This window comes from Deinococcus sp., from assembly GCF_030523985.1.
Lineage (GTDB): Bacteria > Deinococcota > Deinococci > Deinococcales > Deinococcaceae > Deinococcus.
Map to the genome: position 1 here is coordinate 20997 of NZ_JAUNHK010000003.1, position 23055 is coordinate 44051.

Consider the following 23055-nt stretch of genomic DNA (forward strand, 5'->3'; position numbering starts at 1 on the left):
TGCTGGCCTCCACTCAGGGAAGCCAGCACGACCACTCAGGTCAGGTTCAGGAGTTGAGGATTTCGCCGCCGTGCTTGGTGACGGCTTGCGCGAGCACGTCGCTAGGCACGTTGTTGTCCACGGCCACGACGCGGCCACCCGCATTCACGCGCTCACTGACGCGGTTGTAGTAGGCGTCGTCCGCTTCGTAGCTGGAGGGGTACTGGCTGGTGGTCGTGGTGGTCACGGTGCCACCGGTTTCGTCCACACCAGCCGCGCCGCCGACAGCGCCCACTGCAGCGCCGACGCCCGAGCCGAGGGCCGCCATGCCCAGGATGACGGGGAGGGCCAGACCGCCGGTCGCCACCGTCGCGGCGGTGCCAATCACGCCCGCAGCAGCGCCGGTCAGGGCGCCAGCCACCGTGCCCTTGACAGCACCAGCACCGGCGTCTTCAGCGGTGCCGCCGCCGTCCACGTACTGCGTGGTCTGCGAGGTGGTGGCGGGGGTCGCTACCGCGCCGGTCGAAACCGTGCTGCTCGCGTCGGCAGCAGCGTTCTGCACGCGGCGGCTCATGTTCATGGTGCCCACTTCGGGCTGCACCACACCACGGGCTTGCAGGTCGGCGATAAAGGCATCAGCGGCGGAGACCGTAGGGAACAGAATGTGCTTCATGCCTCATAGTGTTGCTGCTCACTCCCTGACGCAAATGAGAGTTCACCAAAGGACACTTGGCCTGCTGGGTGGCATCCCAGCAGAAAAGTGGTGTATTCCGAAGGCGTTGAACTGATGGTGTCTGATTAGCCCCCCCCTAGCACTGAAGCAGGTATGCTTGGGGCATGACGGAAATGGGATTGAGCCAGTTTTGAGTCGGTGGAGTTGAGCCTCACCATAGGAGGCAAACCCGTAAGGACCAGGAAGACCTACACCGCCGAATTCAAACGCTAGGCCATTGACTTGGCAGCATGTGAGGTTCGACTGGGCCTCCTGAAGCAGTGCGTACTGGATCGGTTGTGGCGGTTCCTGAAGGACCCGGACATTCCACCGACGAACAATGCAGCGGAACGGAGCCTGCGGACAGTGGTGATGGCGAGGAAGGTCTCGCAGTGCAGCAAGAACGCGGCGGGTTCGCAGACGTACATGCGGATCAAGTCCACCGTGGAGACCGTGCGGTTGCGTAGTCAGAACCCCGTCGCGATCCTGATCGGCCCAAGGCGCTAACTCGGTGCTTGACCTTTCATCCAGGCACCTGACGGCCCCCTAATCACAGACCATTGATTTAGTCCACTAGCCAAGTCATACCATTTAGACTCAGGGCATGAACTGGGCACCCTTGCACCTACATGCCATGCCAGTCGAACGCGTCTGGGGAGGTCAACGCTTGGCTGAAACAACGAAACCCATTGGTGAACTGTGGGCGATTGGTGAAGAGAACGTGGTTAGAGGCGGAAGCTTTGAAGGCCGTACGGTTGCGCAGCTCGCCGCTGAGTTTCCAACCGAGTTGCTGGGCCGTGCAGCGCAGGGCGACCGATTTCCCCTGCTCATCAAGCTCCTTGACTGCGCCGATTGGCTGAGCCTGCAAGTCCACCCAAACGATGATCAGGCCGCCCATCTGGAAGGTGTAGGTAAGCTGGGCAAAACTGAGGCTTGGTACATCTTGGATGCCGCGCCGGGTGCTCGTTTGATTGCCGGTGTCGCGCCGCACACCTCACCCGAGGATCTACGCTATGACATCCTGTCCGGGCAGGTGATGAACCGCGCCGTGTATCGGGAAGTCAGCCCCGGCGATTCGCTGATGATTCCGGCTGGCACCATCCACGCTTTGGGGCCAGGCATTCTTCTCTATGAGGTGCAGCAGAGCAGCGACATTACCTACCGCATCTATGACTGGGACCGCCCGGCTTCGGCTGGTCGGGTACTGCACCTGTCACAGAGCGCCGAAGTGTCCCAGGCTGTTACCGCCGAGCTGCAGCACCTCTCTCCTGTAGATGGCGTACAGGAGCTGCTACGTTGCGACTACTTCGTCTTGGAACGTCTGACCCCGGGCCGCACTCCGCTGGAACGGGACACTGCGGCCCACACCTTCCATGCCCTGACCGTGCTTCGCGGTGAGGCCACGTTACATGTCGATGGAGTGGCTTGGACGCTTAATCCCTATGAATCGGTTCTGGTGCCTGCTGGCTTGGGCCGCTATGCGTTGAGTGGCGACTTCGAGGTGCTCAGCAGCCGTCTGCCCTGAGAGTGCTCGGTAGTACTCCAGAAAACACGAGATTCTCTCCGTCCCCTGCTTTATACCAGGTGCGGAACCCAGCGCAGAGTGCGCTGGTTCCGCCTTTGACTTGGGTTCCCCGCGGAAAATGAACTCGTACTTCAGCGTGCGGTTCACCCGCACCAGAATGCCCATTCCACCCTTCTGCGACACTTTTGCTCTGATCCAGGTTCCCACCTCGTCACAGGCAGCTCCAAACTCATGAGACGTGAAGTCCGAGCCGCCGTCGGACATCACCACGACTGCTTCTTGCATGCCCAGCTTCTTCAGTTCATCAATACCTCCTCGCAGCGCGGTGACCGCGCTGCGAGCCGAGAGCGACCGCACCACATGAATGTTCAGCACCACACGAGTTTCGACGTCCAGAACGACGTAAGTCCAGGAAACCCCCTCCCCCAGAGCGAACCTCGTCGCATCAATCTGGATTCGCCCGCCAGCAGGCCACAACACCGCTTGGCCGAACTCCGGTAGGTAGTCGATACCCGCCGTGCCTGGCTCATGATCCTGGTGGCTCTCGTGTCCCGGGCGACCAGCTTCCATTGGATTGGCTCCCCAAGGCTTGATCGGAAATCTTTACTTCAAACTCGTATCACAACTGCACTCTTGCGGGTATTATTCACGCCGAAGTCCTGAGATTCCCTACCTTCATAAGCGGTCAAAGCTGCGTACACGCCTCACGGCCTCACCAAGGATGGTCGCCACTGCTTCGGAGGACTGCGCCTCCACGTAGACGCGCACGACCGGCTCAGTTCCTGATGCCCGGAACATCACTGAGGCGTCGCCTTCAAGGGCCAGCTTGACTCCGTCGAAGGCCTTAACCCCGGTCACCACGTAACCGGCCAGTTCACCATACGTCTGCGCGGCTGTCATCAGGGCCGCCTTATCAAACGCAGGACTTAGGTGCAAATCGGCGCGGTCATAGACATGTCGAAAACCCACTTCACGTTCGATATCAGCAAACAGCTCATCCAGGCTTTTGCCACTGGCAGCCATGGCCTCTATCATTAGCAGACTGTTGAGCAGCCCGTCACGCTCAGGGATATGCCCGCGTGAGGACAGACCGCCAGATTCCTCGCCTCCCATCAGCACCGCCTTGGTTGCGTCCTGCTGACCTTCCAAGAAGGCGTCGGTGATGTATTTGAAACCCACTGGCGTCTCCAGCAACTCCAGGCCCAGCTTTTGAGTCAGCAGCTCAATCACGCGGCTGCCCGACACAGTCTTGACGACCCGACCCCGGATGCCGCGCCCATGCAGATGACGCAGCAACACCGCAAAAACCTGGTGGCTGTTGAAAAAATGCCCACCTGCCGTAACTGCGCCCACCCGGTCGGCGTCTCCATCGGTGACAACACCCAATACCTGTCCCGTTTCATTGGTCAGGCAGCTCACCAGTTCGCCTAAGTTTTGCACTATCGGCTCCGGGTTGACGCCGTGAAACAGGGGATCGGGATGGCCATGAAGTTCTTCCAGGATGAGCTGGAGCCCCGCGTGCTGAGCGTAGCCAGTCAGCCAGCCGCAAGCCGCGCCACCCATCGGGTCGTGAATAACCCGGCCGGTGTAACCGCGCAAGGTGGGCAGGTCAAGTTGCCGGTCAAGCTGCTCGTAGTACGCCTGCCGGATATCAAGGTCCCGTATCTCTCCGTGCGGCCCGCGGTACTCCTCAGGAGAGGCAAGGGCAGTCTCGATCTGGGTTACCACGGCGGGCGTCGCACTACCGCCATACGAACCCTTGATCTTGTAGCCACTGTACGGCGGCGGGTTGTGCGACGCAGTGATCATGACCCCTCCACCTGCTTCATGATGCACCACGGCAAAGGACAGCGCGGGCGTCGGCAGGTACTCCTTCGCCAGCCAAACGTCCAAGCCCTGCGCGGCCATCACCTCGGCAACCACTCGGGCGAAGGCCTGCCCCTGAAAGCGGGTGTCGAACCCCACCGCTACCGAGCGGGCACCGCTGGCTCGCAGCACCTGGGCATGCGCCCTGGCTACCGTCCGCACGTTCTCGAAGGTGAAGTCCTCAGCAATGATGTCGCGCCAGCCATCCGTTCCGAATTTAATAGGCATCTTGTCTCCACTCAGAATCTAGCAGGGTAACCTGAAGCTTGGGTCAACGCGGCAACATATACTTCAGCCCGTGAGTGCCCCTTCGACGCGGCCCGCCTCGTCGCGGGCATTTCCCGGTTGGCTCAGCGGCTTGCTGGCCCTGACTCCTGTCTTTCCTCCGCTGTACTTGGTGGCGCTGGCGTGTCTGGGCAAGCTGCGGAGCCTGCCGCTCACTGCCCGCCGGATCCTCTTTTTCTTCGCTGCCACCCAACTGATTGCGGCCCTATTTACGCCCGCGCCCCTGTTGTCGGTGGCCCTCGCCGCCGCCCGCACCCTGCTGATCCTGGCCATGATTGCTGCCGGCACCTATCTGCGCGAAAGCCGCTACCTGCGCCCCCTGCTGTGGGGTCAGCTGGTCATCTTCGTTTCGGCCTGGGCCTACACCATGACCACCCAGGGGCTGACCGGCGTGCAGGAGCGACTTGGACACCCTTACTACTACGTCGTTTCTCTGGGATTGGTGGCGGTGGTAGCGGTGTGGCTGGTGATGTTCTGGCGCGGTGCAGCAGCTTGGTGGCGCTGGCCTGCCGGACTGCTGTCTCTGGTGACCTTCGCCGCTGCTGGGAGCCGGGGGCCACTGCTGGCGCTCGGCGTCGGTTCGCTGGCCGCCCTCGCCTTCGGGGGGCAGCGCCGCCGCTGGTGGGTGATGCTGCCTGCCGCCGCCGTCGTGCTCTCCGCCTTCGCCACGACCAGTCTCAATGTCCCCTTCAAGCCACTTGACCGCCTGCTCAACGACCAGACCAGTGGACGTGAGTATGTCTGGCAAGATGCGATTCGCGGCTGGCAAACGTCACCTCTGGGCGGCGTGGGCCCGTACCAGGGCGGGCCATACCTGACCTACCTTTTCAAGGACGGCTGCCAGCTCACGCCCACACTGGAACGCAACGAAATCAAGTGCCCCCAGCAGCTGAGTCGCTGGTCAAGTGTCTGGCTGATCGCTCATAACGCTTGGCTGCACTGGCTGCTGGAAAGTGGTGTCATCGGCCTGACCGGCCTGCTCGCTGTGATGGGGTACGCGCTATGGCGCAGCGTGCAGGTGGGCGACCCCTTTACGCTGGCGGTGCTGTACGGCTTTACCGCTATGAACGTGGTGGATGTGGTCATCGCTGTACCCAGTCCACACTTCAGTGAGCTGTGGTGGGTATGCGTAGGGCTGGTACTTATCGCCCCCCGGAGAAACGCATGAGCCGCGTAGTGCCTACCGTCAGCCCCGATCTGCCGGGCCTGCATCTAGGAAACCTTAGTGGCTTTCGTGGCCAGGAGGATTGGGGCCGTTGGACGTTGGGCAAGGTCACGACTGTCGAAGTAAAGGCCACACGGGCAGTCCAGGCAGAGGTTCGTCTAAGCCTTAACCTGCCCTATACCCAGCAGCGCCTGAGCGTGTTTTTCAATGGTCAAACACTAACGACGCTCAAGGCAGCACGACAATCCCAGGATTTTGACGTGATACTGCCCGCGAATTTGCATACTGGGCGTAATGAACTCAAAATACTGACTGACAAAAGCAACCTGGACCCGCGTCTCAAGCCGTTTGCGCCGCAAGATCTCAGTGATATGGCTGTATCACTTAAGCGACTTGAATTTGCGCCATTACAAGTCTTTACCGGGACGCAAACTGGCCGGATCTACGGTGCCGTTCAGCCACCTTATCCTTCAACCTACCAGCAGGCAACGGGTCAACAGGTTGATGCCTTCGTACAAGCTGACGGCCCACAAGTGTTGACCTACCGCCTGCTCAGCTCGGCAGACTGGCAGACCTTTACGCTGCGCCTGGATGAACAAGTGCTCCGCATCGTAACCGCAGACCGTCGTGGCACGCTGATCAGTGGGCAACTGCCACTGAAGCCATCGGCCGAGATACAGCGCTTCAGCGTGGTTTCCTCCCCACTGCAAGAGCGAACGCCTACAGACGACAGCTTAGCCATCATTGAGAAACATACCGGCACGGCGACGTTTTATATCCAGGACTTGCGAGTTACTCCGGTAAAGCGCTGGCAGCAGTGGGAACAGCCCCTTGCTGGCCTGGGTGTCGTCCTAGGGTTGGGGCTGCTGTTAGGGCTGCTGTTTGCCAAGAATCATGTAAATAGCCGTTGATTCAAAATTGAAGCAACAGCACTGACCTCTCGGGATCTTCACCCTGCGCTTTGGCCGCCTCCGCCACTTCCAGGATGGCCGTAAACTCGGCGCGGAAGCGTTCGGGGCGGAATTTTTCAGCATGATGCCGGATGAACGTGGCGTCGAACTCTCCAGCTTTCCTTTCAAACAGGGCCACGGCGCGGCTCAGGCTCTCTACGTTTTGCTGCCCGAAAAACACACCGGTCTGGTTGGCCACTACCGTTTCCAGGGTGCCGCCCTTGCCGTAAGCGATGACCGGGGCACCCGCCGCCTGCGCCTCGACCGGAACAATGCCGAAATCCTCGTCGGCAGCGAATACAAAGGCCTTACAGCGGGCCATGTAATCGGCAACTACTTCATCCGGCTGCCGCCCTAGCAGTTGCACGTTCGGCCCGGCCAGTGCCTTGACCTTGTCGAAGTCGGGGCCGGTGCCGATAACCACCAGCGGCTTCCCCAACCGGGTAAACGTCTCCACGATCAGGTCGATTTTCTTGTATGGCACAAACCGACTCATGGTGAAGTAGAACTCTTCACGCGGGCGGGTGTGGTCGAAACGGTCTACATCTACCGGCGGGTACAGCACTCGGGCCGGGCGGCGATAGGTACGCCAGATGCGCCGGGCCACATACTCGCTGTTGGCTAGAAACACGTCCACCCGGTTGGCCGTGCTGTGGTCCCACAACCGGATGTAATGCAGCGCCACTTTGGCCAGCGTCGCCTTGACCCCACTGGTCAGGTTGGCTTCGCGCAGGTATTGCTGATATAGATCCCAGGCGTAACGAATGGGCGAATGGACATAGCTGATGTGCAGCTGGCCCGCCCCCACGATTACGCCCTTAGCCACCGCATGGCTGCTCGACACGATGGTGTCATAGGCCGTCAGGTCGAACTGCTCAATCTGGTAAGGCATAAACGGCAGGTAGGTGCGGTAGTGGCTGACTCCCTTGGGCCAATGCTGTATGGCACTAGTGTAGACTTCGGCTGCCTCCAAAGGCGTACCCACGAAATCCTCGGGCCGGTGCACCATGGTATAGATAGGTCCGGAACGCGTGGCCAGCATCTCAGCGAGCACTTTCTCGCTGCCAGCGAAACCACCGGCCAGCCAGTCCTGAATATAAGCTGGGTTCATCTTTTCCTCGGTGAGAGTTGAGCGGGGACCCCGACGGCGTTGTAATAGTCTGGCACGTCCGTAAGTACGACCGCGTTGGCACCGACCCGAGCACCTGTTCCAATGACTACTGGCCCCAGGACCTTGGCCCCCGCACCGAGCACCACGTCCTCCCGCACATGCGGAAAGCCATCCCTGGACTTGCGTTCAGCGATCCCCAGCGTGACACCGTGGTAGATCTTCGTCCTGCCCTCAAGGATGGCCCCTTGGCCAATCACGGTGCCGACACCGTGAACTATGACGATGCCTGGTCCGAGAGTGGCCCGATAATCAATATCGATTGAGTAGAGAATCTGAATGATTCTGGAGAGCACTAGCGGCACTAGGGGAATCTTCCTAAGGTGGAGTTCATGGGCCACCCGATAGAACGCCAGGGCATGAAACCCACGGTTGGAGAGCACCGCGAGCACGCGATTACTGCCCACAGCATTTAGATCGCTGATGAAGGTATTCAGCATATTCATGTAGGGACCCCCGTGAGGATGTCCTGCGTCAGCTGGGCCGTCCTCTCCCAGCTGTACCTCCGACTGTGCTCTTCTCCCTTGCGAGCTAGTTCGTCATGCAAAACGGGGTCGTCGTAAAGCCTCTTCATGTGTTCCAGAATGCCACAAGTATCGAGCGGGTCGACCATTAGGGCGGAGTCCGCCGCCACCTCCGGCAGGGAAGCAGCGTTCGACGAGATAACTGGAATGCCCGCCGCCATCGCCTCAAGTATCGGCAGTCCGAAACCCTCGTACAGGGATACGTAAATGAAGGCGTGTGCGTTCTGGTAGACGGTAATGAGTTCTTCGTCGGACAGTCGCCCTAGCAGCTTCAGGTCCGCTGCCTGACTAGAATCGACCCCCTGACTGAAGATCTTGCTCTCTCCCCCGACGACGACAAGTTCGAGATCAGGCGGCCGATTCTCCCAGGAACGCCAGGCATCAACGATCCGGCTGATGTTCTTGCGCGGCTCCAGCGAGGAGACAAAAAGGAAGTACTTGCTACCTGTAAGCCCGAGTCGGGAGAGGACAGCCTTCTGCTCGGGCTCAGGAGCCCGTATCCTGAACCTATCGTTCACCCCTAGCGGCGTGACTTCAATTTTCCCTCGACTGACCCCACAACGCTCAGCGATCCGGTCTCCGGAAAACTCGGAAACCGTAATGATCTTCGTGCTCTGCCGCGCCAAGCGGGGCAGCAGAAAGTTATACCAGCCCGAGAACCTTCTGCTGAACCACTCGGGGTGATCAAGCGTTGACACGTCGTGGATGGTCACGACCTGATTCCGGACACTTAGGGGACCGGTGTTCGCTGGACTCCACAGTAGCCCGTCGCGGCACTGGCTCGGTAGGACGAGCTGCTCCCACAGGTGCCCCTGCGCCTTACTCTGGCCCGGCACCAAAAGATGTAGGCCGGACATGCGGCTGGTCAGCTCCTGCGTATATCTCTGAACCCCGGTCAGCGACCCAGACAGAGTACGTAGGTTGACATATGTTTTCATCTTGAACTCCTCAGGTAGCTCCGCGCGACAAGGAGTGTCACGGCGAAAAAGACGAAGGGAATGAAGACCCGGGGGCTTCCCAAGTAGTAGATGCGCATGAATTCAAGAATTCCGATGAACCATATTGAATAGAAGCTCAGCCAATAAGAAGATTCCTTTGCCTTGCTATAGATGAGCCCACTAGTAAAGCCATAGAGCGCAGCGACGATCAGAGTGGCCAAGCTGCTGTATTCCATTACCCAATAGCCTACGGTGGTGAAGACGTTGAGTTCCGGGTTCAGCCGGTTGAACGCCAGCAATTCCGGTGCATCGAACTGCTTACCGGGAAAGAGAATCTGATAGAGGTTCCCCATCCCAGGAAGACTCCAAAGGCTGGAGAAGGTAAAGTTAAAAGGAAAGGCAAAGTCGTAATTCGACAGTGCCAACCCATAATTATTTACACTGGTCAAGTAATAGCCGAAAAACCGATATATACCAAGAAGAAAAACGTCGGCGAAATCTGTGATGCCGCGCGCTGTGAAGGAGCGCCGGGATTCATTGATGATGAAGAACAGCATTACGAAGACAACGAAGAGAGAAAAGCTTCGTAAAATCTGCGCAAAATGCAACCCACGCTTGGTTACCGAGACAATAAAGACCGGGATGATAATTTCCAGCAGGGCCAGACGTTCGCTGAACAGGAAGCTGCGTAGCAGGGCCAGCACGAAGATGGCCACCAGAAGCGTTTGTTCAAGCCGCCCCATTCGCTTATTGAGCAGAGCGAGCGGCAACGCAATGACACCCAGTTGGGTAAACGATGTGATGCCAGGAATAGGAGCGAGAATCACTTCTTTAACATAGAAGGCGTCTGCTCGATATAACGCATAGATCTGCAGGAAACCGTTCGCCCGGACTGCTCCGATTCCGAACCAAACTAGGTAGGCGAGCAAACATATGATAAGCGCGGAGGTGATCCACCACCGCGGCAGATCGACAATCTCGTATCCTGATGAGCTCTGGCTCGATAGCCTGCTGCGCCAGCTGACTTTCTCGCCGATGTAGCAGAACAGCACGGTGATCAGGATGACAAGCAGCATGAGCGTGCTGCTGAGCAGATCTCCAGTCTTTGGTGACCAAAAGAGTTTTTGATAGGTCATCGGCGAGATAGATTGGTAGATAACCCAAATCAGCAGGGACATCAGGCCTATAAAGAAACTGGGTCTGAAGAATCTGGAGATTCTAACTTCCATATTCCTGTCGGCCCAGTAGGCGAGATCTCCATACCACTTCGTAGAAGTCGGCCCGCTCCTTTTGCCTCATCACTCGCATAACCATGGACATCAGCAGAGGCTTGACAATAAAGGGGAGGAAGTGGACCGTCGCTACACGATGTTTACCCATAACGTAACCCATACCTAAACCGTATTTATAAGCCCTCAAATACCTCTTAGACCAATCACCCTCAGTCACTTGATCATGCCTAACAACGATGGATGGATCAAATAGTAATTTTTTCCTCCTTTGATATGCTCTAATGATTAGATCATCGATCTCGTGCGCTCCATACCGTTTATTTGGGCCAGGACCTATTGACTCATCAAATAGGCCACAGTCTTCGAAAAACCCTCTCCTGAAAAACCCAGCAGATTCAACTGAAGTGCCCCAAGTATTTCGGGCTGTAATCATGACTGGCCCTTCCGGGAATTTTCCAACAGATTGCTTACCGCTTTTATCTCTTACGCATCCAAAAACAGCGTCCAGTTGATGAAAGTTTAAAGTGTATTCAACTTTTCCAAGCGTCTCCGGGTCAAACCAGCAATCGTCATCTGCGAAGCATATAATCTCGCCGCAGGAAAGGCGCAACCCCTGATTGCGGGCATAATTTGCTCCGCGATTCTCTATACGGACATGCTTGAGAAGGTAGAGCTGTGACCAACGTTGAACGATCTCATCCAGACGGTGGTCTGCGTTCTGATCAACCAGAATGATCTCGAAATCCCTGTGCTTACTGCTTGAGAGACTGCATAGCAGGCGTTCCAGTTCATCCACTCTGTTGAGGGTGGCAACCACTAAAGAAAAGAACATCATTGACCTCCCGGATACTCAGACGAGAACGCTCGTCTGTCCGTGTACAGCGCTAGGCAGATAGAAAGCATGATCTGGCTTAGTAAATTCGCGTACACAGCGACAAACCAACCGTACTGAGGTATGAAGATAAGATTAACCATCACGCTTACGATGAGGGCAAGGAGGTAGAGCAGCGTTCGCTTGCTCTGCAAACCTGCACCAGTAAGTGCGTCTGCCAGCGGATAATGCACTGCGTTAATGACCGCCAGAAACGACAGAAATTGCAGACTGACGACAGAATTCTCGAAGTCACTCCCGATGATCCGAGGCAGATAGGGCGCGAAAAAATACAGTGCGACGAACACCATCGCCCCGTACAGTAGGGTGACAGGCAGTAGCTTCAGGGCAAATCTCTTACTGTGAATGTGCCCGTGCTTGCCGAACTCGAAGAACTTCGGATAAACCGAGGTAAGAAAGGAGAACAGAAAAGCGTTGGTCAGTATGACGATTCGCTGCGCCGCCGCATAAATTCCCGCTTCCGGGAGTCCCACCAGACGCGTGATCAACAGCTTGTCGACTTCCATAGTGGACGTTAGTGCCGCATTACCGAAGGCGAAATGTACCCCCTCAATCAGACGGGGACGGTAGGGCTTCGGCAGACGGAACATGATCCGGCCCCAGCTTCGCGAAATCCAGAGTAGGATCAGGACAGCCACTACGGCTGCTTGTACGAAATAGATGACGCCCCACGTGACGACATCGCCATGCATGACGGACAAGAAACACACGAGGATTAGCCGCGTAATCCCGGTCAACGACTCGATGAGAGCGTTACGTTTGACCAGGCCCTTAGCGACGTGCACACCCGAAGAGATGCTGATAACCCGATTTGCGATGGCCTCAGCAAAGAAAACGCATAGTGCTAGCGTCCATGGGACCGCACCGAGGAGCAGCAGCTTGAAAACGATGAAGATCGCAAGTACCGGCACGGCCACTGAGAAGCTCATCGTGAGCGCCCTGCCGACTGCCACCGGTACGTCTTCCCCATTCTCAATCTCCCGAACCACCAAGCTGTAACCACCAAGGTCGAGAAAAGGCGAGAGCATCGTGGCGGCAGCTAAGGCCGCCGCATACATCCCAAATCCCTCGGCCCCAATCAGGCGCGCCAATAAGATAAAGGTGACCACCTGCGCCGCTTGTCGGATCACATAACCTGACATCAACCAAACGGTTGACTTGAGAACCGTCACCTTGGAAGCCAGGGTAGTCAATAGGCCCCTTTACCCATGAGTACCACTCGTACCGTTTGAATCAGAATCACGATATCAAGCCAAGGGGTCCAATTTGTAACATAGAAGTTGTCCATCGCCACCCGCTCATCGTAACTGGTATCGCTGCGCCCGTTGGCCTGCCAATAACCCGTCATACCGGGACGCACCTGCTTGTATACCTCGTAGATATCGCCGTACTTCTCAACCTCGACCTGAACAATAGGACGCGGCCCGACCAAGCTCATGGTGCCGTTCAGCACGTTCCCCAGTTGGGGCAGTTCGTCCAGACTGGTCTTACGAAGAAAGGTACCTACACGAGTCACGCGGGGATCGTCCTTCAACTTGTGGGTGGCCTCGAATTCCGCCCGAAGGGCCGGATTGGAGTCCAGTACTTCCCTCAGCTTGGCTTCCGCGTCACGGTGCATACTGCGGAACTTCAGGCAGTCGAAGGGACGCCCGTCACGGCCCAGGCGACGGGCACGGTAGACCGCTGGTCCTGGACTGTCGAGCTTGATGGCGACAGCGATCAACAGCAGCACCGGCAGGATAATCAGCCCACCCAGGCCAGCGCCCAGCAGATCTATGGTGCGCTTGATCATCCGCGCCTGGACGCTTCTAAGGTTGTTCTTAATCTCCAGACTGGCGATACTGCCGATGTTGTGCGGTTGCAGGGCTTGGTTGGGCACTCCGAAAAGGTCAGGGACCACCCAAGTGAATGGATAGGCGGCGTAGACACTGTTGACCACCCGCTGTTGCACCTCGGCGCGGGCACCTGGAATAGAGATCAGGGCCTGGGCCGTGCGCGGCGCGTTCAAGGCGTCGTCCAACGTGCCGACGATAGGCACACCTTCCAGCAGGGTGCCGTGCAGCGCAAGGTTGTCGTCATAGGCGGCGACCGGATTGAGGCCGTAGGCCGGGTTATTCCTCAAGTGGGCAATGGTCAGGGCGGCAGTCTGCCCGGCCCCGATAACGCTGATAGAGCGCCCGTACTGTCTGCTCCGGATCAGCAGAGCGCGCAGGCCGTATCGCACCATCAGCGCCAGAACAAGAATCAAGCCCCATTGCAGCAACAGACCTGGGACGCTGGGCATCAGCCGATGAACCGCGAAAGCCGCCGCAATCTGGGCACCCAGCAGAGTCAAAGTGCCAACGGTATGCAGGCGCAACTCGGTCTGTGGCGAGCGTCCATAGCCGGGATACAGGCCCTGGTATGCCCGCCACAGAATCCAGAACCCGACCCAGATCAGGCCATCACCCCAGTTCAGGGCCGGTCTGCCGGTGGCCCCCAGAAAGACCGAGGTGAGCTGCAATGCCAGGGCAGCACTCAGCAAGTCACCCAGCACCAGCGACAGCGACTGCGGCAATTCAGAGAGGCGCAGGGTATGAGTACGGCGACTGTCCATGGACGTATGCATCTGAGAAGAGGATGGCGGCGAGGTCATGCCAGGTGCCCGCTGGCCCACAGCTTCTGCTGAGGGGGAAAATTGGTCATCAGACACGGGCGTTGGTGGGCTTCGCTGGACAGGAGAGCCAGACCCATTGGTAGGGTGACTGGTTCGTTACCGTCCTCCGCATGCGCCCAAGTGATCGGGAAACCCATAATCAGGGAGACGGTCACGCGAAACGCTCCAATTCGGGATGGGCCTTGAGTCGCTGAACCACCTTTTTGATGTCCTGGGTCCGGTCCTTGCGCACCACCAGGGTGACGTCCTCGGCCCGCACCACGACCACATCGTCGAGGCCAATAGTCGCAATTAGGTCATCGCCGTTGGTCGTGTACAGAATGGCCCCACCAGTGTCCAGTCCGATATGGCGGCCCACCGACACATTGTTGTCCTCGCCTTTGAGCAGCCGCTCAAGCGCGTTCCAGTCGCCCAGGTCATCCCAACCAAACTCGGCAGGAATAACCGCCACCTGGTCGGACTTTTCGAGAATGGCGTAGTCGATGCTGATTTTCTCCAATTTGGGAAAGACTTCACCGATGCGGGCACGCCGCGCAGCACCGCCGTCAACCGACACAGCCTGCTGGAGTTGCGCGTAGAGTCTTGGCTGATAGCACTCGAAAGCCGCCAGGATGCTCTGTACGCTCCAGATAAACATGCCGCTGTTCCAGGTATAACGCCCGGTATCCAAAAATGCCTGGGCAGTCGCTGCATCAGGCTTCTCGGTAAACCGCGTCACAGAGAACGCAGGCAACTCACCCGGCTGCAACACCTCGCCCTGCTGAATGTAGCCGTAGCCGGTAGACGGAAACGTTGGAGTGATGCCCACCGTCACCAGACGCCCCGAGGTCTGCGCCACCTCAATGGCCCGCCGAATAACGCGCTCGAAAGCCACGGCGTCCGTGACCCGGTGATCCGCCGGAAACACACCCATGACGGCCTGAGGATCGTCCCGTGCAATCCAGAGGGCGGCGTACAGAATGGCGGCAGCCGTATCGCGCGCTGTAGGTTCGACCAGCAGGTTTTCAATCGGCATCTCGGGCAGCTGCTCCAGCACCTGAGAGCGGTAATCGTTGCCAGTAACGACCACCACACGGTCTCCGCCCCCACTGAGTTGCACGAGGCGATCACTGGTGGCCTGTAGCAGGCTACGTCCCGACTCATCCAGCGTCAGAAACTGTTTGGGACGGTGCCGACGTGACAGTGGCCAGAAGCGTTCGCCGCTTCCCCCTGCCAAAATGACTGGGATGAAGTTACTCACCTGAACATCTCCTCGGGGCGAAAATCAGCGGACCGCATCGCCTCAGTTTAAGCGCTGAGTGAAGTGACATATCCATGAGAATTTCTCATAAATGAGTCAGCTTTCTTTATAGAAGGTGTAGGCCCGCGCGGTAAGCACTCCCAGCCGAATAGGCCAAGCCTGACGCTCAGTCGCGGTCGTCCTCGGGAATACTGGCCAGGTCGCCCCGACGGGCGGCGCGGCGGTCTTCCTCGGCCTGCTCGGCAATGTCGTAGGCCTTGATGATGCGCCCGACCAGAGGGTGACGGACCACGTCCACTTCGGTGAATTCGTGCCAGCCGATGCCCTCGATCTGGCTCAGCACGCGCTTGGCAATCGCCAGACCGCTGGTGATGTGGCGCGGCAGGTCGATCTGGGTCACGTCGCCCGTGACCACCACTTTGGAGGAAAAGCCCATGCGGGTCAGGAACATCTTCATCTGCTCGCCGGTGGTGTTTTGCGCTTCGTCAAGGATGATGAAGGCGTCGTTGAGGGTGCGCCCGCGCATGAAGGCCAGTGGCGCAATCTCGATGACTCCGCTGGTGAGGTAAGACTCGAACTTCTCCTGGTCGAGCATGTCCTGCAAGGAGTCGTACAGGGGCCGCAGATACGGATCAATCTTGGCCTGGAGGTCGCCGGGCAGAAAGCCGAGCTTCTCGCCTGCCTCGACCGCCGGACGGGTCAGGATGATGCGCTTGACCTTCTTGTTCTTGAGCGCCTGCACCGCCATCGCCACCGCCATGTAGGTCTTGCCTGTCCCGGCGGGGCCGACCCCGAAGGTGATATCGGACTTGTCGATCAGGTCGAGGTAGAGCTTCTGACCGGGCGTCTTGGGTTTCAGGCCGCGTGGCAGGGTCAGGCCCGTGACCTGGGTCTCTTGAGCGAGGCTGCGGCCCTCGCTGCTCAGGCGGGCCGAGCGCAGCAGGCTCTCGGGGGTCAGTTCGCCGCCCGAACGCACCACGTCCAGCGCGTCGCGCACCATACGCTGTGCGCCCTCCACGTCGGCTGCTTCGCCTGTAATGGTGACCTTTTCTCCCCGTGCGATCAGCTTGGCCCGGGTCAGTTCACGCATGCGGCGCAGGTTCGCGTCGCCAGGGCCGAGCAGGGCGTAGGCCTCGCGCTGGTCCGCCAGGGTGACGGTGGCCGTCGCGGCGGGGGCCTGGCCTTCGGGGGCGGGGTTGGTCTGGAAGTCCGTCAACTTGTCTCCTGTGTATCGGCGCATGCGCGCACGCCTCCCCCACATGTGAGGGCAGGCAAAGAGGCGAAAAGGGGCATACAGATACCTTCATTGTGTGCCGCTGCCGGTCAGGGCGAGGTATGCCGCTCCACATTTGGGAACCTGAGCCCCTACAGGCATCATGCGCCTTCGGGTCGGCGGGCACCATAGGCCGCATGGCTCATCCTGTGCTTAGAGAGCCGTCAGCGAGCTTCTCCAGCCCGGCCCAGTGGCGCTCGACCCGTCCGCCCGCCCAGACCAGCGCGGCCCGCCGCCCCACCCCGTACAAAACCGCCAGTTGCCCGAAGTGCCGTCCCCAGTCCCGAGCCTGCGCCAGCGTCGCGCCGGGGATGAGCAAACTGTCCTCGGCCCACTCGCCTGCGCCGTTCAGGGCAGCGAGGGGAGAGAGTCCCGCCGCACGCACCGCTTCCAGCAACCGGAGTTGGGCTTCCCGGTTCAGCGCGGGTGAGGTCGCCTGTCCCTGCGGATTCCAGGCCGTCACGATGGCCCAGCGGCCTTCCAGCCAAGCGGGGAGGGGCAGGGCGACAGGACGCTCAATCAGCCGGATGCGCTGCCCTACCGGGCCATAGGCCGTGGTCAGAAAGGCCGGGCGCAGGGCCAGCTCCTGGGAGGAGAGGCCCATCACCGCTGAACGGTCGCGTAGGTGTTCAGGATCGTCCCACTGCGAAACCGCATCGTCAGTCCTACCTTCTGCCCAGCGCGGAACTCGCCGCCCAGCACCACCCGGTACGCCGAGGTGCTGCCCAGACTCAGCAGAGGCGCGACAGGCAGAGCAGAAACGGCCTGACAGCGGGGCTGGCAGCGCAGCAGTCGGGCGCGGCCCACGCTGCTCCACACGCCCACGATGGCGTCGTCGCCCCCAGCCCGCACCTGCCCCTGCACCAGCGCCCCGCCGTAGGAAAGCCGCAGGCTGAACTGCCCACTCGGGGCCGCGCCAGCCACACCCAGCAAGAGCGCGAGGAGCAGCGAGGACGCCCGGAACTTCATTCGTCGTCCTCCGCGTCCTCGCTGTCGGGCGTCACGGTGGCGACATCCACCCCGGTCTTCATCACCTCGCGCAGCACACTGGTGGCGAAACTGCCTTTGGGCAGGGTGAAGGCCAGCGTATAACCGTCGTCGTGGGCCTGCACCTCGATCCCGGTGGGAAAGACGCGCACCAGCCGCCTATCCCCCTTGCGCGACGCGAAGACCTGCGGCGTGAGACCGAAGAGGGCCAGGGCTTCGGCTTCGAGCGCCCCGGCCTCGGCGGTCAGCGGCTTGATTTTGCGCCCGAACAGCGTTCCGGTGGCGCTGACCTCGCCGCGCTGGGCACGCGGGGTTTCGACTTCGGCATCTTCGACCAGAAACACGCCGCCCGTGTCGTGTTTTTTCGCCATGTCACCCGCAAGCAGGCGGTCAAAGACGCCACGTTCCAGCCGCAGACTGACAAAGGCGTTGAACACGGCGCTCTGCACGCTGCTGGTCAGAAAGCGCCGCACGCGGGGGTCGCGCAGGCTCGACTCGCCGCGCAGCACCCGCAGCCCTTCCTCGGCATTCACGCCGCCCAGTCCGAAGCGCTGCGGGCCGAAGTAGTTGGGGACGCCCGCCGCCGCCAGATGCGCCAGCGTCTCGCTCGCCTGCGCCGCCATTCCCGCCGCGCCGCGTACCCGCACGGTAAAGCGGTTGCCGTGCAGATGCCCCAGCCCCAGCTTGTTGGTGTGGCGGGCGACTTGCAGCACGCGCACGCCGGGCAGGGCAAAGTCGCCCAATCGCGCCTCGTACTTGGCGGGCAGACTGAGCCACTGGGTCGTCACCGCGTGCCTGTCCTTGAGGCCCGCCACCCCCACGTCCCGGTCACGCACACCCAGTTGGGCGCACAACTCGCGCACCACATGGGCGGTGGTGTGGCCCGTCTTTTCCAGCGACAGGTACACGAAATCGCCCTCGCCGCTCGGCAGGTAGGCGGGAACTTCTTCGACCCGGAAGTCTTCGGGAGACTGGCGCAGCACGCCCCCCGTGCCGGGCAGGGCGGTGGACTCGCGCAGGGCAGCCCAGTCGAAGGTCAGGTGGTCGCTCGGCGGCGACTCGGGCCGGTTCACGGCTGGTCTCCGGCCCGCACCTGGGCACACGGCAAAATCTTGAGCATTGCCCCGAATTCTAGAGCAGTTGCCCAGAAGTCGGACGGCGGGGAGGGCGGCCCCCGTTTCCCAGACGGGCACTTCGCAGGAATTTCGGCGTGCAGGCCCGGTACAATGCCCGCCATGTCTTCTAGCTCTGGCCCCAAAAGTGACCCTGCCGACCTGGCCCTGTTTCTGGCGCAGTGCGTGGTCGACCAGCCCTCGCTGGTGCGTGTGACGCGGCGCGGCCCCACCGTGCTGGTGCGCGTGGCTCCCGGCGAGGAAGGCCGCCTGATCGGTCGTCAGGGACGCGTGATTCAGGCCATCCGCACCCTGGTTCGGGCGACCAGTGACCCCCGCGAGCGCGTCAACGTCGACCTCGACGCCCCCCGCAAGGCATGAGCGCCCCGGCAGGCACCACCCGGCTGGGGCACCTGTTGGGGCCGCACGGCGTTCAGGGCGGCATCAAACTCTACGTGCTGGGCGACCCGCAGCAGGTGCTGACGCTGCCCCGCGTGTACGTCGAAAAGCGCGGCTGGCTGCGGCTGCGGCGCATCGAGCCGTCTTTGCCCAGTCCAGTCCTGCACCTGACCGGCATCTCGACCCGCGAGGCCGCCGACGAACTGCGCGGCCTTCAGGTCTACGCCGCCGACAGCGAACTGCCACCCCTCGAAGAAGGCAGTTTCTACTACCACGACCTGCGCGGCCTGAGCGTGCTGAACGCCGCAGGCGAGCGACTGGGCGAAGTGGTGGACGTGCTGGACGCCGGGCATCAGGATTTGCTGGTGGTGGACTACGGCGGCGGGCAGTCGTTCGTGCCGCTGCAAGCGCCCTACGTGGAGTTGCCCAGCGCGGGCGGCAAGCCGAGCGAGGTTCGCATGGGGCCGGACACGCCCACCGGACTCATCGGCCCGGACGAGGCTGAAATGGCCGACCCGGAAGAGGGCGAGAAGGAACGTTAAGGGTGCTGACCTTTTCCTTCCTGACCCTGTTTCCCGAACTGCTGGCCCCCTTTGCCCAGGAAGCCATCGTGGGCAAGGCGCGGGGGCGCGGCCTGATTGACGTGCGGCTGGTCAACCTGCGCGACTTTGCCGAGAACAAGCACCTCAAGGTGGACGACACGCCCTATGGCGGCGGCGCGGGCATGGTGATTCGGGTAGACGTGGCGGCCCGCGCCCTGGCGACCTTGCCCCCGGCGGACGAGGTGATTCTGTTCAGCCCGGCGGGAGAGCGGTTTACGCAGAAGGTGGCCGAAGAACTCGCGGGGAAGCGGCACCTCGCCTTTCTGTGCGGGCGCTACGAGGGGTTCGACGCACGGGTTGAAGGACTGGTCACCCGCGAACTCAGCATCGGGGACTTCGTGATGATGGGCGGAGAAGCCGCTGCCGCCTGCGTGCTGGAAGCCGTCGCCCGGTTGCGGCCCGGCGTGCTGGGCGACGAGGCTTCGCACCGGGACGACTCCTTTTCCAGCGGCCTGCTCGACTACCCCGAGTACACCCGCCCACTGGAGTGGCAGGGCCAGACCGTGCCGGAGGTGCTGCGCGGCGGCAACCACGCGGCGATTGCGAACTGGCGGCGCGAACAGGCCCTGGCCCGCACCCTGGCGCGGCGGCCCGACCTGCTGCCCACGGCGGGCCTGACCTCTCAGGACAGCGCTACCCTGCTGAGCCTGGGCGCGAGTGCCGAGCAACTGAGTGCCTGGAACGCACCTCCGCCCCCTCCCCCGCGCAAACGTCGCCGCAAGAGCCGCCCCCCGGCCCCCAGCGAGCCGGAACATACCGAAACGGCAGAATAAAAAGCGGCCCCCCTTCGACCAGAACGGGGGCCATCTTCTTAAAGAATCTCAGCGACCGAACAGGAACAGGCTGATGCGCTGCCCGCTGAGCAAGCGGCCCAGCACGGCGGGCAGAACCAACACCACCACGCCGTAAATCAACGAGATGAGGAAAGTCAGCGAGGCGGGTTCGTTGGGGGCCGGGGCGTACCATTTTTCCAGCGCCTGGAGCATGAACGGGTGAATCAGGTACACCTGAAGGCTGACGGTGCCCAGCATGGCAATCAGAATGCGCAGCGGGTGAGCGGATTTCTGCCACTGGTAGGCCAGCCCCAGCAGCGAGAGCGCCACCAGCGAACTGTAGAGCCAGCTCAGGCTGTTGTGAACGATGGGCGCGACCCCGTGACCCAGCACATAGTTGAGGCTGACCATCAGGTAGGGCGGGAACACCAGCACCAGCAGGCCCAGCAGGATGAACTTGTTTTTCTGGAACCACTCGGAGAACTCGCTCAGGCGTGCCCCCACGGCCAGGCCCAGGATGATGGGCAGCACGTACCACAGCACCGTACTCGCCGGATAAGGCACCCGCAGCACCTCGCGGTTGAGGAAGTATGCGCCCATTTGCAGGGCAGCCCCAGCGATCAGCGCGACCCAGATGGGAGGCCGCTTGCGGGCGATGGGCAGCAGCAGCGGCAAAATCATGTACACCTGCAAGGCGACCAGCATGAAGTACAGGTGGTAGCTGGCCTTGCCGTAGAACAGGTAAAAGCCCCAGCGCTCGGGGTTGGTCAGCACCGAGGGGGGCCGCCGCCCACTGACCACGTACCAGATGACGTAAAGGATGCTCCACAGCACGTAGGGCCAGCCGCCACGCAAAAGCCGCCGCCAGTAGTAGCGCCCCGGCTGAAAGTCCTTGAGCAGGCTGCGGGTCAGGATGGTCGAGGACAGGAAGATGAAGGCCGGAACCGCGAAGTGCAGAATCTGGTTGACCGCCGCCGTGCCGATGAAGGCGGCGCTGCCCTTTTCGAGGTGACGCATGGTCATGGTGGTGGTGTGGTGCGTGACCACTTCCATGATGGCGAGGCCGCGGAACAGGTCCACAGCGCTCAGGCGGGCCGTCGAAATCGTCTGGTGCGTGACCGCGATGGGAGCGCGGGCTTCGGGCGCGGCCGGTGACGTAGCCACCGCGACCGAGGCGTGATGGCGCGTGCGGATGAGCGCCATGGCCGAGTGTGAGGGCAGACCGGGCGTGTTGTAGGGCGGCTGGCGGAGCTGGCGGCGCAGGCCGGGGCGGTAGCCCGCCTGTTCGGACAGATAATTGAGCGCCGCACCGATACGCCCCAGGCGCAGGCCACGCAGCAGGGGCGAGGGGGGGCGTCTGGCCTGACTCATGGCCGCCCACCCAGAGTCCGCTCAGGCGAGGGGGGCAGCCAGAGCGGAACGGCAAGGGCATCCGGCACCGCTTTCCGGGCGAGGGAAGCAGGTGACGGCAGCGCAGGTAAAGCGGTGAACGTGGTGGGGGGCGAGAAGCGTGGCACGCTCCATGAAGTGGCTAGCATCCGACTTCTAAGGATACTCATTTTGGAGGCGAATATGGCGACTTGACCTGGGCGGCGGCACCCCGTTCTTTCCTGGCCCGCGTCCCTCGCCTGGTTGCCGGGTTGGAAGCGCTCCCAGCGCCTATTTTTTCTGCCCGCGTGTTACGTTCAGGGCATGACCAAGCGTAAATCCGATTCCGCGTCTCAACCCTCGTTCGAGCACGCCCTGGTGCTGGAAACGGCCCGCGTGACCGAGGGCGCGGCCCTAGCCGCCAGCCGCTTCATGGGCCTGGGCGACAAGAACGCGGTCGACGGCGCGGGCACCGAGGCCATGCGCGAACTGCTCAACTCGCTCGACATCAGCGGCACCGTCGTGATCGGCGAAGGCGAAATGGACGAAGCCCCCATGCTCTACATCGGGGAAAAGGTCGGCAGCGGACGGCACGAGGTGGACATCGCCGTCGACCCTGTGGAGGGCACCACCGTGACCGCCAAGGGCCTGCCCAACGGCATCGCCGTGATTGCGCTGAGCGACAAAGGTGGCCTGATGCACGCGCCCGACTGCTACATGGAAAAGCTGATCGTGCCGCCGCCTGCCGCCGGAAAAGTCAATCTGAACTGGCCGGTCGAGGCCAACCTGAACGTGATTGCCCAGAGTCTGGAGCGCGACATCGAAGACCTGATGATTACCATTCTCGACCGCGAGCGCCACGCCGACCTGATTCGGCAGGTGCGGGCCACGGGCGCACGGGTCAAGCTGATTGGCGACGGCGACGTGATTGCGGGCCTGGCGGTCGGTCTGCGCGGCACGGGCGTTCACGCGCTGATGGGGTCGGGCGGCGCCCCCGAAGGCGTGCTGTCGGCGGCGGCGTGCAAATGCCTGGGGGCCGAAATTCAGGGCCGCTTCGTTGCCGAGGACGACGCCATGCGTGAGCGCTTCGCTCAGATGGGCGTGGACGAGCACCGCATCTACAAGACCGACGACCTCGCGCCCGGCGGTCAAATCGTCTTCAGCGCGACGGGCATCACCTACGGCGAACTGCTCAGCGGCGTGCGGCGCTTCGCGGGAGGGGCACGGACGCACACGCTGGTCATGGGCTACGCCACCCGCGTGGTGCGCTTTATCGACACCGTTCACCTCGAAGAAGACCACGCCCGCGTGACGATTCGCGTCTGAGTTCTGCTTACCAACAACGTTCTGTGGGGGCCAGTCGCTACAGCAGCACTGGCCCCCGCTCCGTTTCGAGTTGGGCCGAGAGT

At 61.2% G+C, this 23055-nt stretch carries 24 protein-coding genes; 8 read left to right on the top strand and 16 right to left on the bottom strand.

What is annotated here, in order from left to right; all coding sequences use genetic code 11:
- Positions 1-46: 46 nt before the first annotated feature.
- Entirely contained in the window at positions 47-652 is a 606-nt protein-coding gene (locus Q4C89_RS01065; protein ID WP_303100758.1) for a hypothetical protein, read from the bottom strand.
- Positions 653-988: 336 nt separating this feature from the next.
- Here Q4C89_RS01065 and Q4C89_RS01070 point away from each other — a divergent pair, with 336 nt between their 5' ends.
- Together Q4C89_RS01070 and Q4C89_RS01075 are read left to right on the top strand one after the other, a co-directional pair.
- The gene (locus Q4C89_RS01070) at positions 989-1198 is read left to right on the top strand and encodes a transposase (RefSeq protein ID WP_303100759.1); all 210 of its coding nucleotides are present in this window, start codon (positions 989-991) and stop codon (positions 1196-1198) included.
- A 97-nt stretch (positions 1199-1295) separates the two neighbouring features.
- Positions 1296-2216 carry a type I phosphomannose isomerase catalytic subunit gene (locus tag Q4C89_RS01075; protein WP_303100760.1) on the top strand — a complete coding sequence of 307 codons (921 nt, stop codon included), beginning with the start codon at positions 1296-1298 and terminating at the stop codon, positions 2214-2216.
- Here the strand turns inward: Q4C89_RS01075 and Q4C89_RS01080 are convergent.
- Positions 2097-2786: a transposase family protein gene (locus tag Q4C89_RS01080; RefSeq protein WP_303100761.1), complete on the bottom strand. Its 690-nt coding sequence runs from the start codon at positions 2784-2786 to the stop codon at positions 2097-2099. The genes Q4C89_RS01075 and Q4C89_RS01080 overlap by 120 nt on opposite strands.
- Before the next feature lie 105 nt (positions 2787-2891).
- Positions 2892-4310: a phosphoglucomutase/phosphomannomutase family protein gene (locus Q4C89_RS01085; protein WP_303100762.1), complete on the bottom strand. Its 1419-nt coding sequence runs from the start codon at positions 4308-4310 to the stop codon at positions 2892-2894.
- Between the two features lie 70 nt (positions 4311-4380).
- On the opposite strand from Q4C89_RS01085, the gene Q4C89_RS01090 reads away from it, so the two are divergent.
- Complete coding sequence (locus tag Q4C89_RS01090; protein ID WP_303100763.1) at positions 4381-5535, top strand: O-antigen ligase; 1155 nt, start codon at positions 4381-4383, stop codon at positions 5533-5535.
- Positions 5532-6443, top strand: a complete 912-nt coding sequence (locus Q4C89_RS01095; RefSeq protein WP_303100764.1) for a hypothetical protein — start codon at positions 5532-5534, stop codon at positions 6441-6443. Before Q4C89_RS01090 ends, Q4C89_RS01095 begins: the two co-directional genes overlap by 4 nt.
- A 1-nt stretch (position 6444) precedes the next feature.
- Here Q4C89_RS01095 and Q4C89_RS01100 read toward each other — a convergent pair whose 3' ends face one another.
- The 12 genes from Q4C89_RS01100 to truD form a co-directional block, all read right to left on the bottom strand.
- Positions 6445-7593, bottom strand: coding sequence for a glycosyltransferase (locus Q4C89_RS01100; RefSeq protein WP_303100765.1), 1149 nt, complete (start codon positions 7591-7593; stop codon positions 6445-6447).
- Positions 7590-8096 carry a serine O-acetyltransferase gene (locus Q4C89_RS01105; protein ID WP_303100766.1) on the bottom strand — a complete coding sequence of 169 codons (507 nt, stop codon included), beginning with the start codon at positions 8094-8096 and terminating at the stop codon, positions 7590-7592. Before Q4C89_RS01105 ends, Q4C89_RS01100 begins: the two co-directional genes overlap by 4 nt.
- Positions 8093-8887: a glycosyltransferase family 1 protein gene (locus Q4C89_RS01110; RefSeq protein WP_303100767.1), complete on the bottom strand. Its 795-nt coding sequence runs from the start codon at positions 8885-8887 to the stop codon at positions 8093-8095. The genes Q4C89_RS01105 and Q4C89_RS01110 overlap by 4 nt, the downstream gene beginning before the upstream one ends.
- A 221-nt stretch (positions 8888-9108) precedes the next feature.
- Positions 9109-10341 carry an O-antigen polymerase gene (locus tag Q4C89_RS01115; protein ID WP_303100768.1) on the bottom strand — a complete coding sequence of 411 codons (1233 nt, stop codon included), beginning with the start codon at positions 10339-10341 and terminating at the stop codon, positions 9109-9111.
- The gene (locus Q4C89_RS01120; protein WP_303100769.1) at positions 10331-11179 is read right to left on the bottom strand and encodes a glycosyltransferase family 2 protein; all 849 of its coding nucleotides are present in this window, start codon (positions 11177-11179) and stop codon (positions 10331-10333) included. Before Q4C89_RS01120 ends, Q4C89_RS01115 begins: the two co-directional genes overlap by 11 nt.
- Entirely contained in the window at positions 11176-12408 is a 1233-nt protein-coding gene (locus tag Q4C89_RS01125) for an oligosaccharide flippase family protein (protein WP_303100770.1), read from the bottom strand. Before Q4C89_RS01125 ends, Q4C89_RS01120 begins: the two co-directional genes overlap by 4 nt.
- Positions 12409-12425: 17 nt before the next feature.
- Positions 12426-13844 carry an undecaprenyl-phosphate galactose phosphotransferase WbaP gene (wbaP, locus tag Q4C89_RS01130; protein WP_303100771.1) on the bottom strand — a complete coding sequence of 473 codons (1419 nt, stop codon included), beginning with the start codon at positions 13842-13844 and terminating at the stop codon, positions 12426-12428.
- Positions 13845-14043: 199 nt separating this feature from the next.
- Complete coding sequence (locus Q4C89_RS01135) at positions 14044-15132, bottom strand: mannose-1-phosphate guanylyltransferase (protein WP_303100772.1); 1089 nt, start codon at positions 15130-15132, stop codon at positions 14044-14046.
- Between the two features lie 166 nt (positions 15133-15298).
- The gene (locus tag Q4C89_RS01140) at positions 15299-16348 is read right to left on the bottom strand and encodes a PhoH family protein (RefSeq protein ID WP_303100773.1); all 1050 of its coding nucleotides are present in this window, start codon (positions 16346-16348) and stop codon (positions 15299-15301) included.
- Positions 16349-16547: 199 nt separating this feature from the next.
- Positions 16548-17009 carry a DUF3293 domain-containing protein gene (locus Q4C89_RS01145; RefSeq protein WP_303100774.1) on the bottom strand — a complete coding sequence of 154 codons (462 nt, stop codon included), beginning with the start codon at positions 17007-17009 and terminating at the stop codon, positions 16548-16550.
- The gene (locus Q4C89_RS01150; RefSeq protein WP_303100775.1) at positions 17009-17374 is read right to left on the bottom strand and encodes a hypothetical protein; all 366 of its coding nucleotides are present in this window, start codon (positions 17372-17374) and stop codon (positions 17009-17011) included. The genes Q4C89_RS01145 and Q4C89_RS01150 overlap by 1 nt, the downstream gene beginning before the upstream one ends.
- Positions 17371-18432 carry a tRNA pseudouridine(13) synthase TruD gene (gene truD, locus Q4C89_RS01155; RefSeq protein ID WP_303100801.1) on the bottom strand — a complete coding sequence of 354 codons (1062 nt, stop codon included), beginning with the start codon at positions 18430-18432 and terminating at the stop codon, positions 17371-17373. The genes Q4C89_RS01150 and truD overlap by 4 nt, the downstream gene beginning before the upstream one ends.
- A 186-nt stretch (positions 18433-18618) precedes the next feature.
- Here truD and Q4C89_RS01160 point away from each other — a divergent pair, with 186 nt between their 5' ends.
- The 3 genes from Q4C89_RS01160 to trmD are packed head-to-tail and all read left to right on the top strand — an operon-like array spanning position 18619 to position 20278.
- Entirely contained in the window at positions 18619-18885 is a 267-nt protein-coding gene (locus Q4C89_RS01160; protein ID WP_303100776.1) for a KH domain-containing protein, read from the top strand.
- Positions 18882-19445, top strand: a complete 564-nt coding sequence (gene rimM, locus Q4C89_RS01165) for a ribosome maturation factor RimM (protein ID WP_303100777.1) — start codon at positions 18882-18884, stop codon at positions 19443-19445. Before Q4C89_RS01160 ends, rimM begins: the two co-directional genes overlap by 4 nt.
- A 2-nt stretch (positions 19446-19447) precedes the next feature.
- Positions 19448-20278 (top strand): tRNA (guanosine(37)-N1)-methyltransferase TrmD, encoded by an 831-nt coding sequence (trmD, locus tag Q4C89_RS01170; protein WP_303100778.1) that lies wholly within the window; start codon positions 19448-19450, stop codon positions 20276-20278.
- A gap of 48 nt (positions 20279-20326) precedes the next feature.
- On the opposite strand, the gene Q4C89_RS01175 is transcribed toward trmD, so the two are convergent.
- Positions 20327-21649, bottom strand: coding sequence for an acyltransferase (locus Q4C89_RS01175; RefSeq protein WP_303100779.1), 1323 nt, complete (start codon positions 21647-21649; stop codon positions 20327-20329).
- A 321-nt stretch (positions 21650-21970) separates the two neighbouring features.
- On the opposite strand from Q4C89_RS01175, the gene glpX reads away from it, so the two are divergent.
- Positions 21971-22972, top strand: coding sequence for a class II fructose-bisphosphatase (glpX, locus tag Q4C89_RS01180; RefSeq protein WP_303100780.1), 1002 nt, complete (start codon positions 21971-21973; stop codon positions 22970-22972).
- Positions 22973-23055 lie beyond the last annotated feature (83 nt).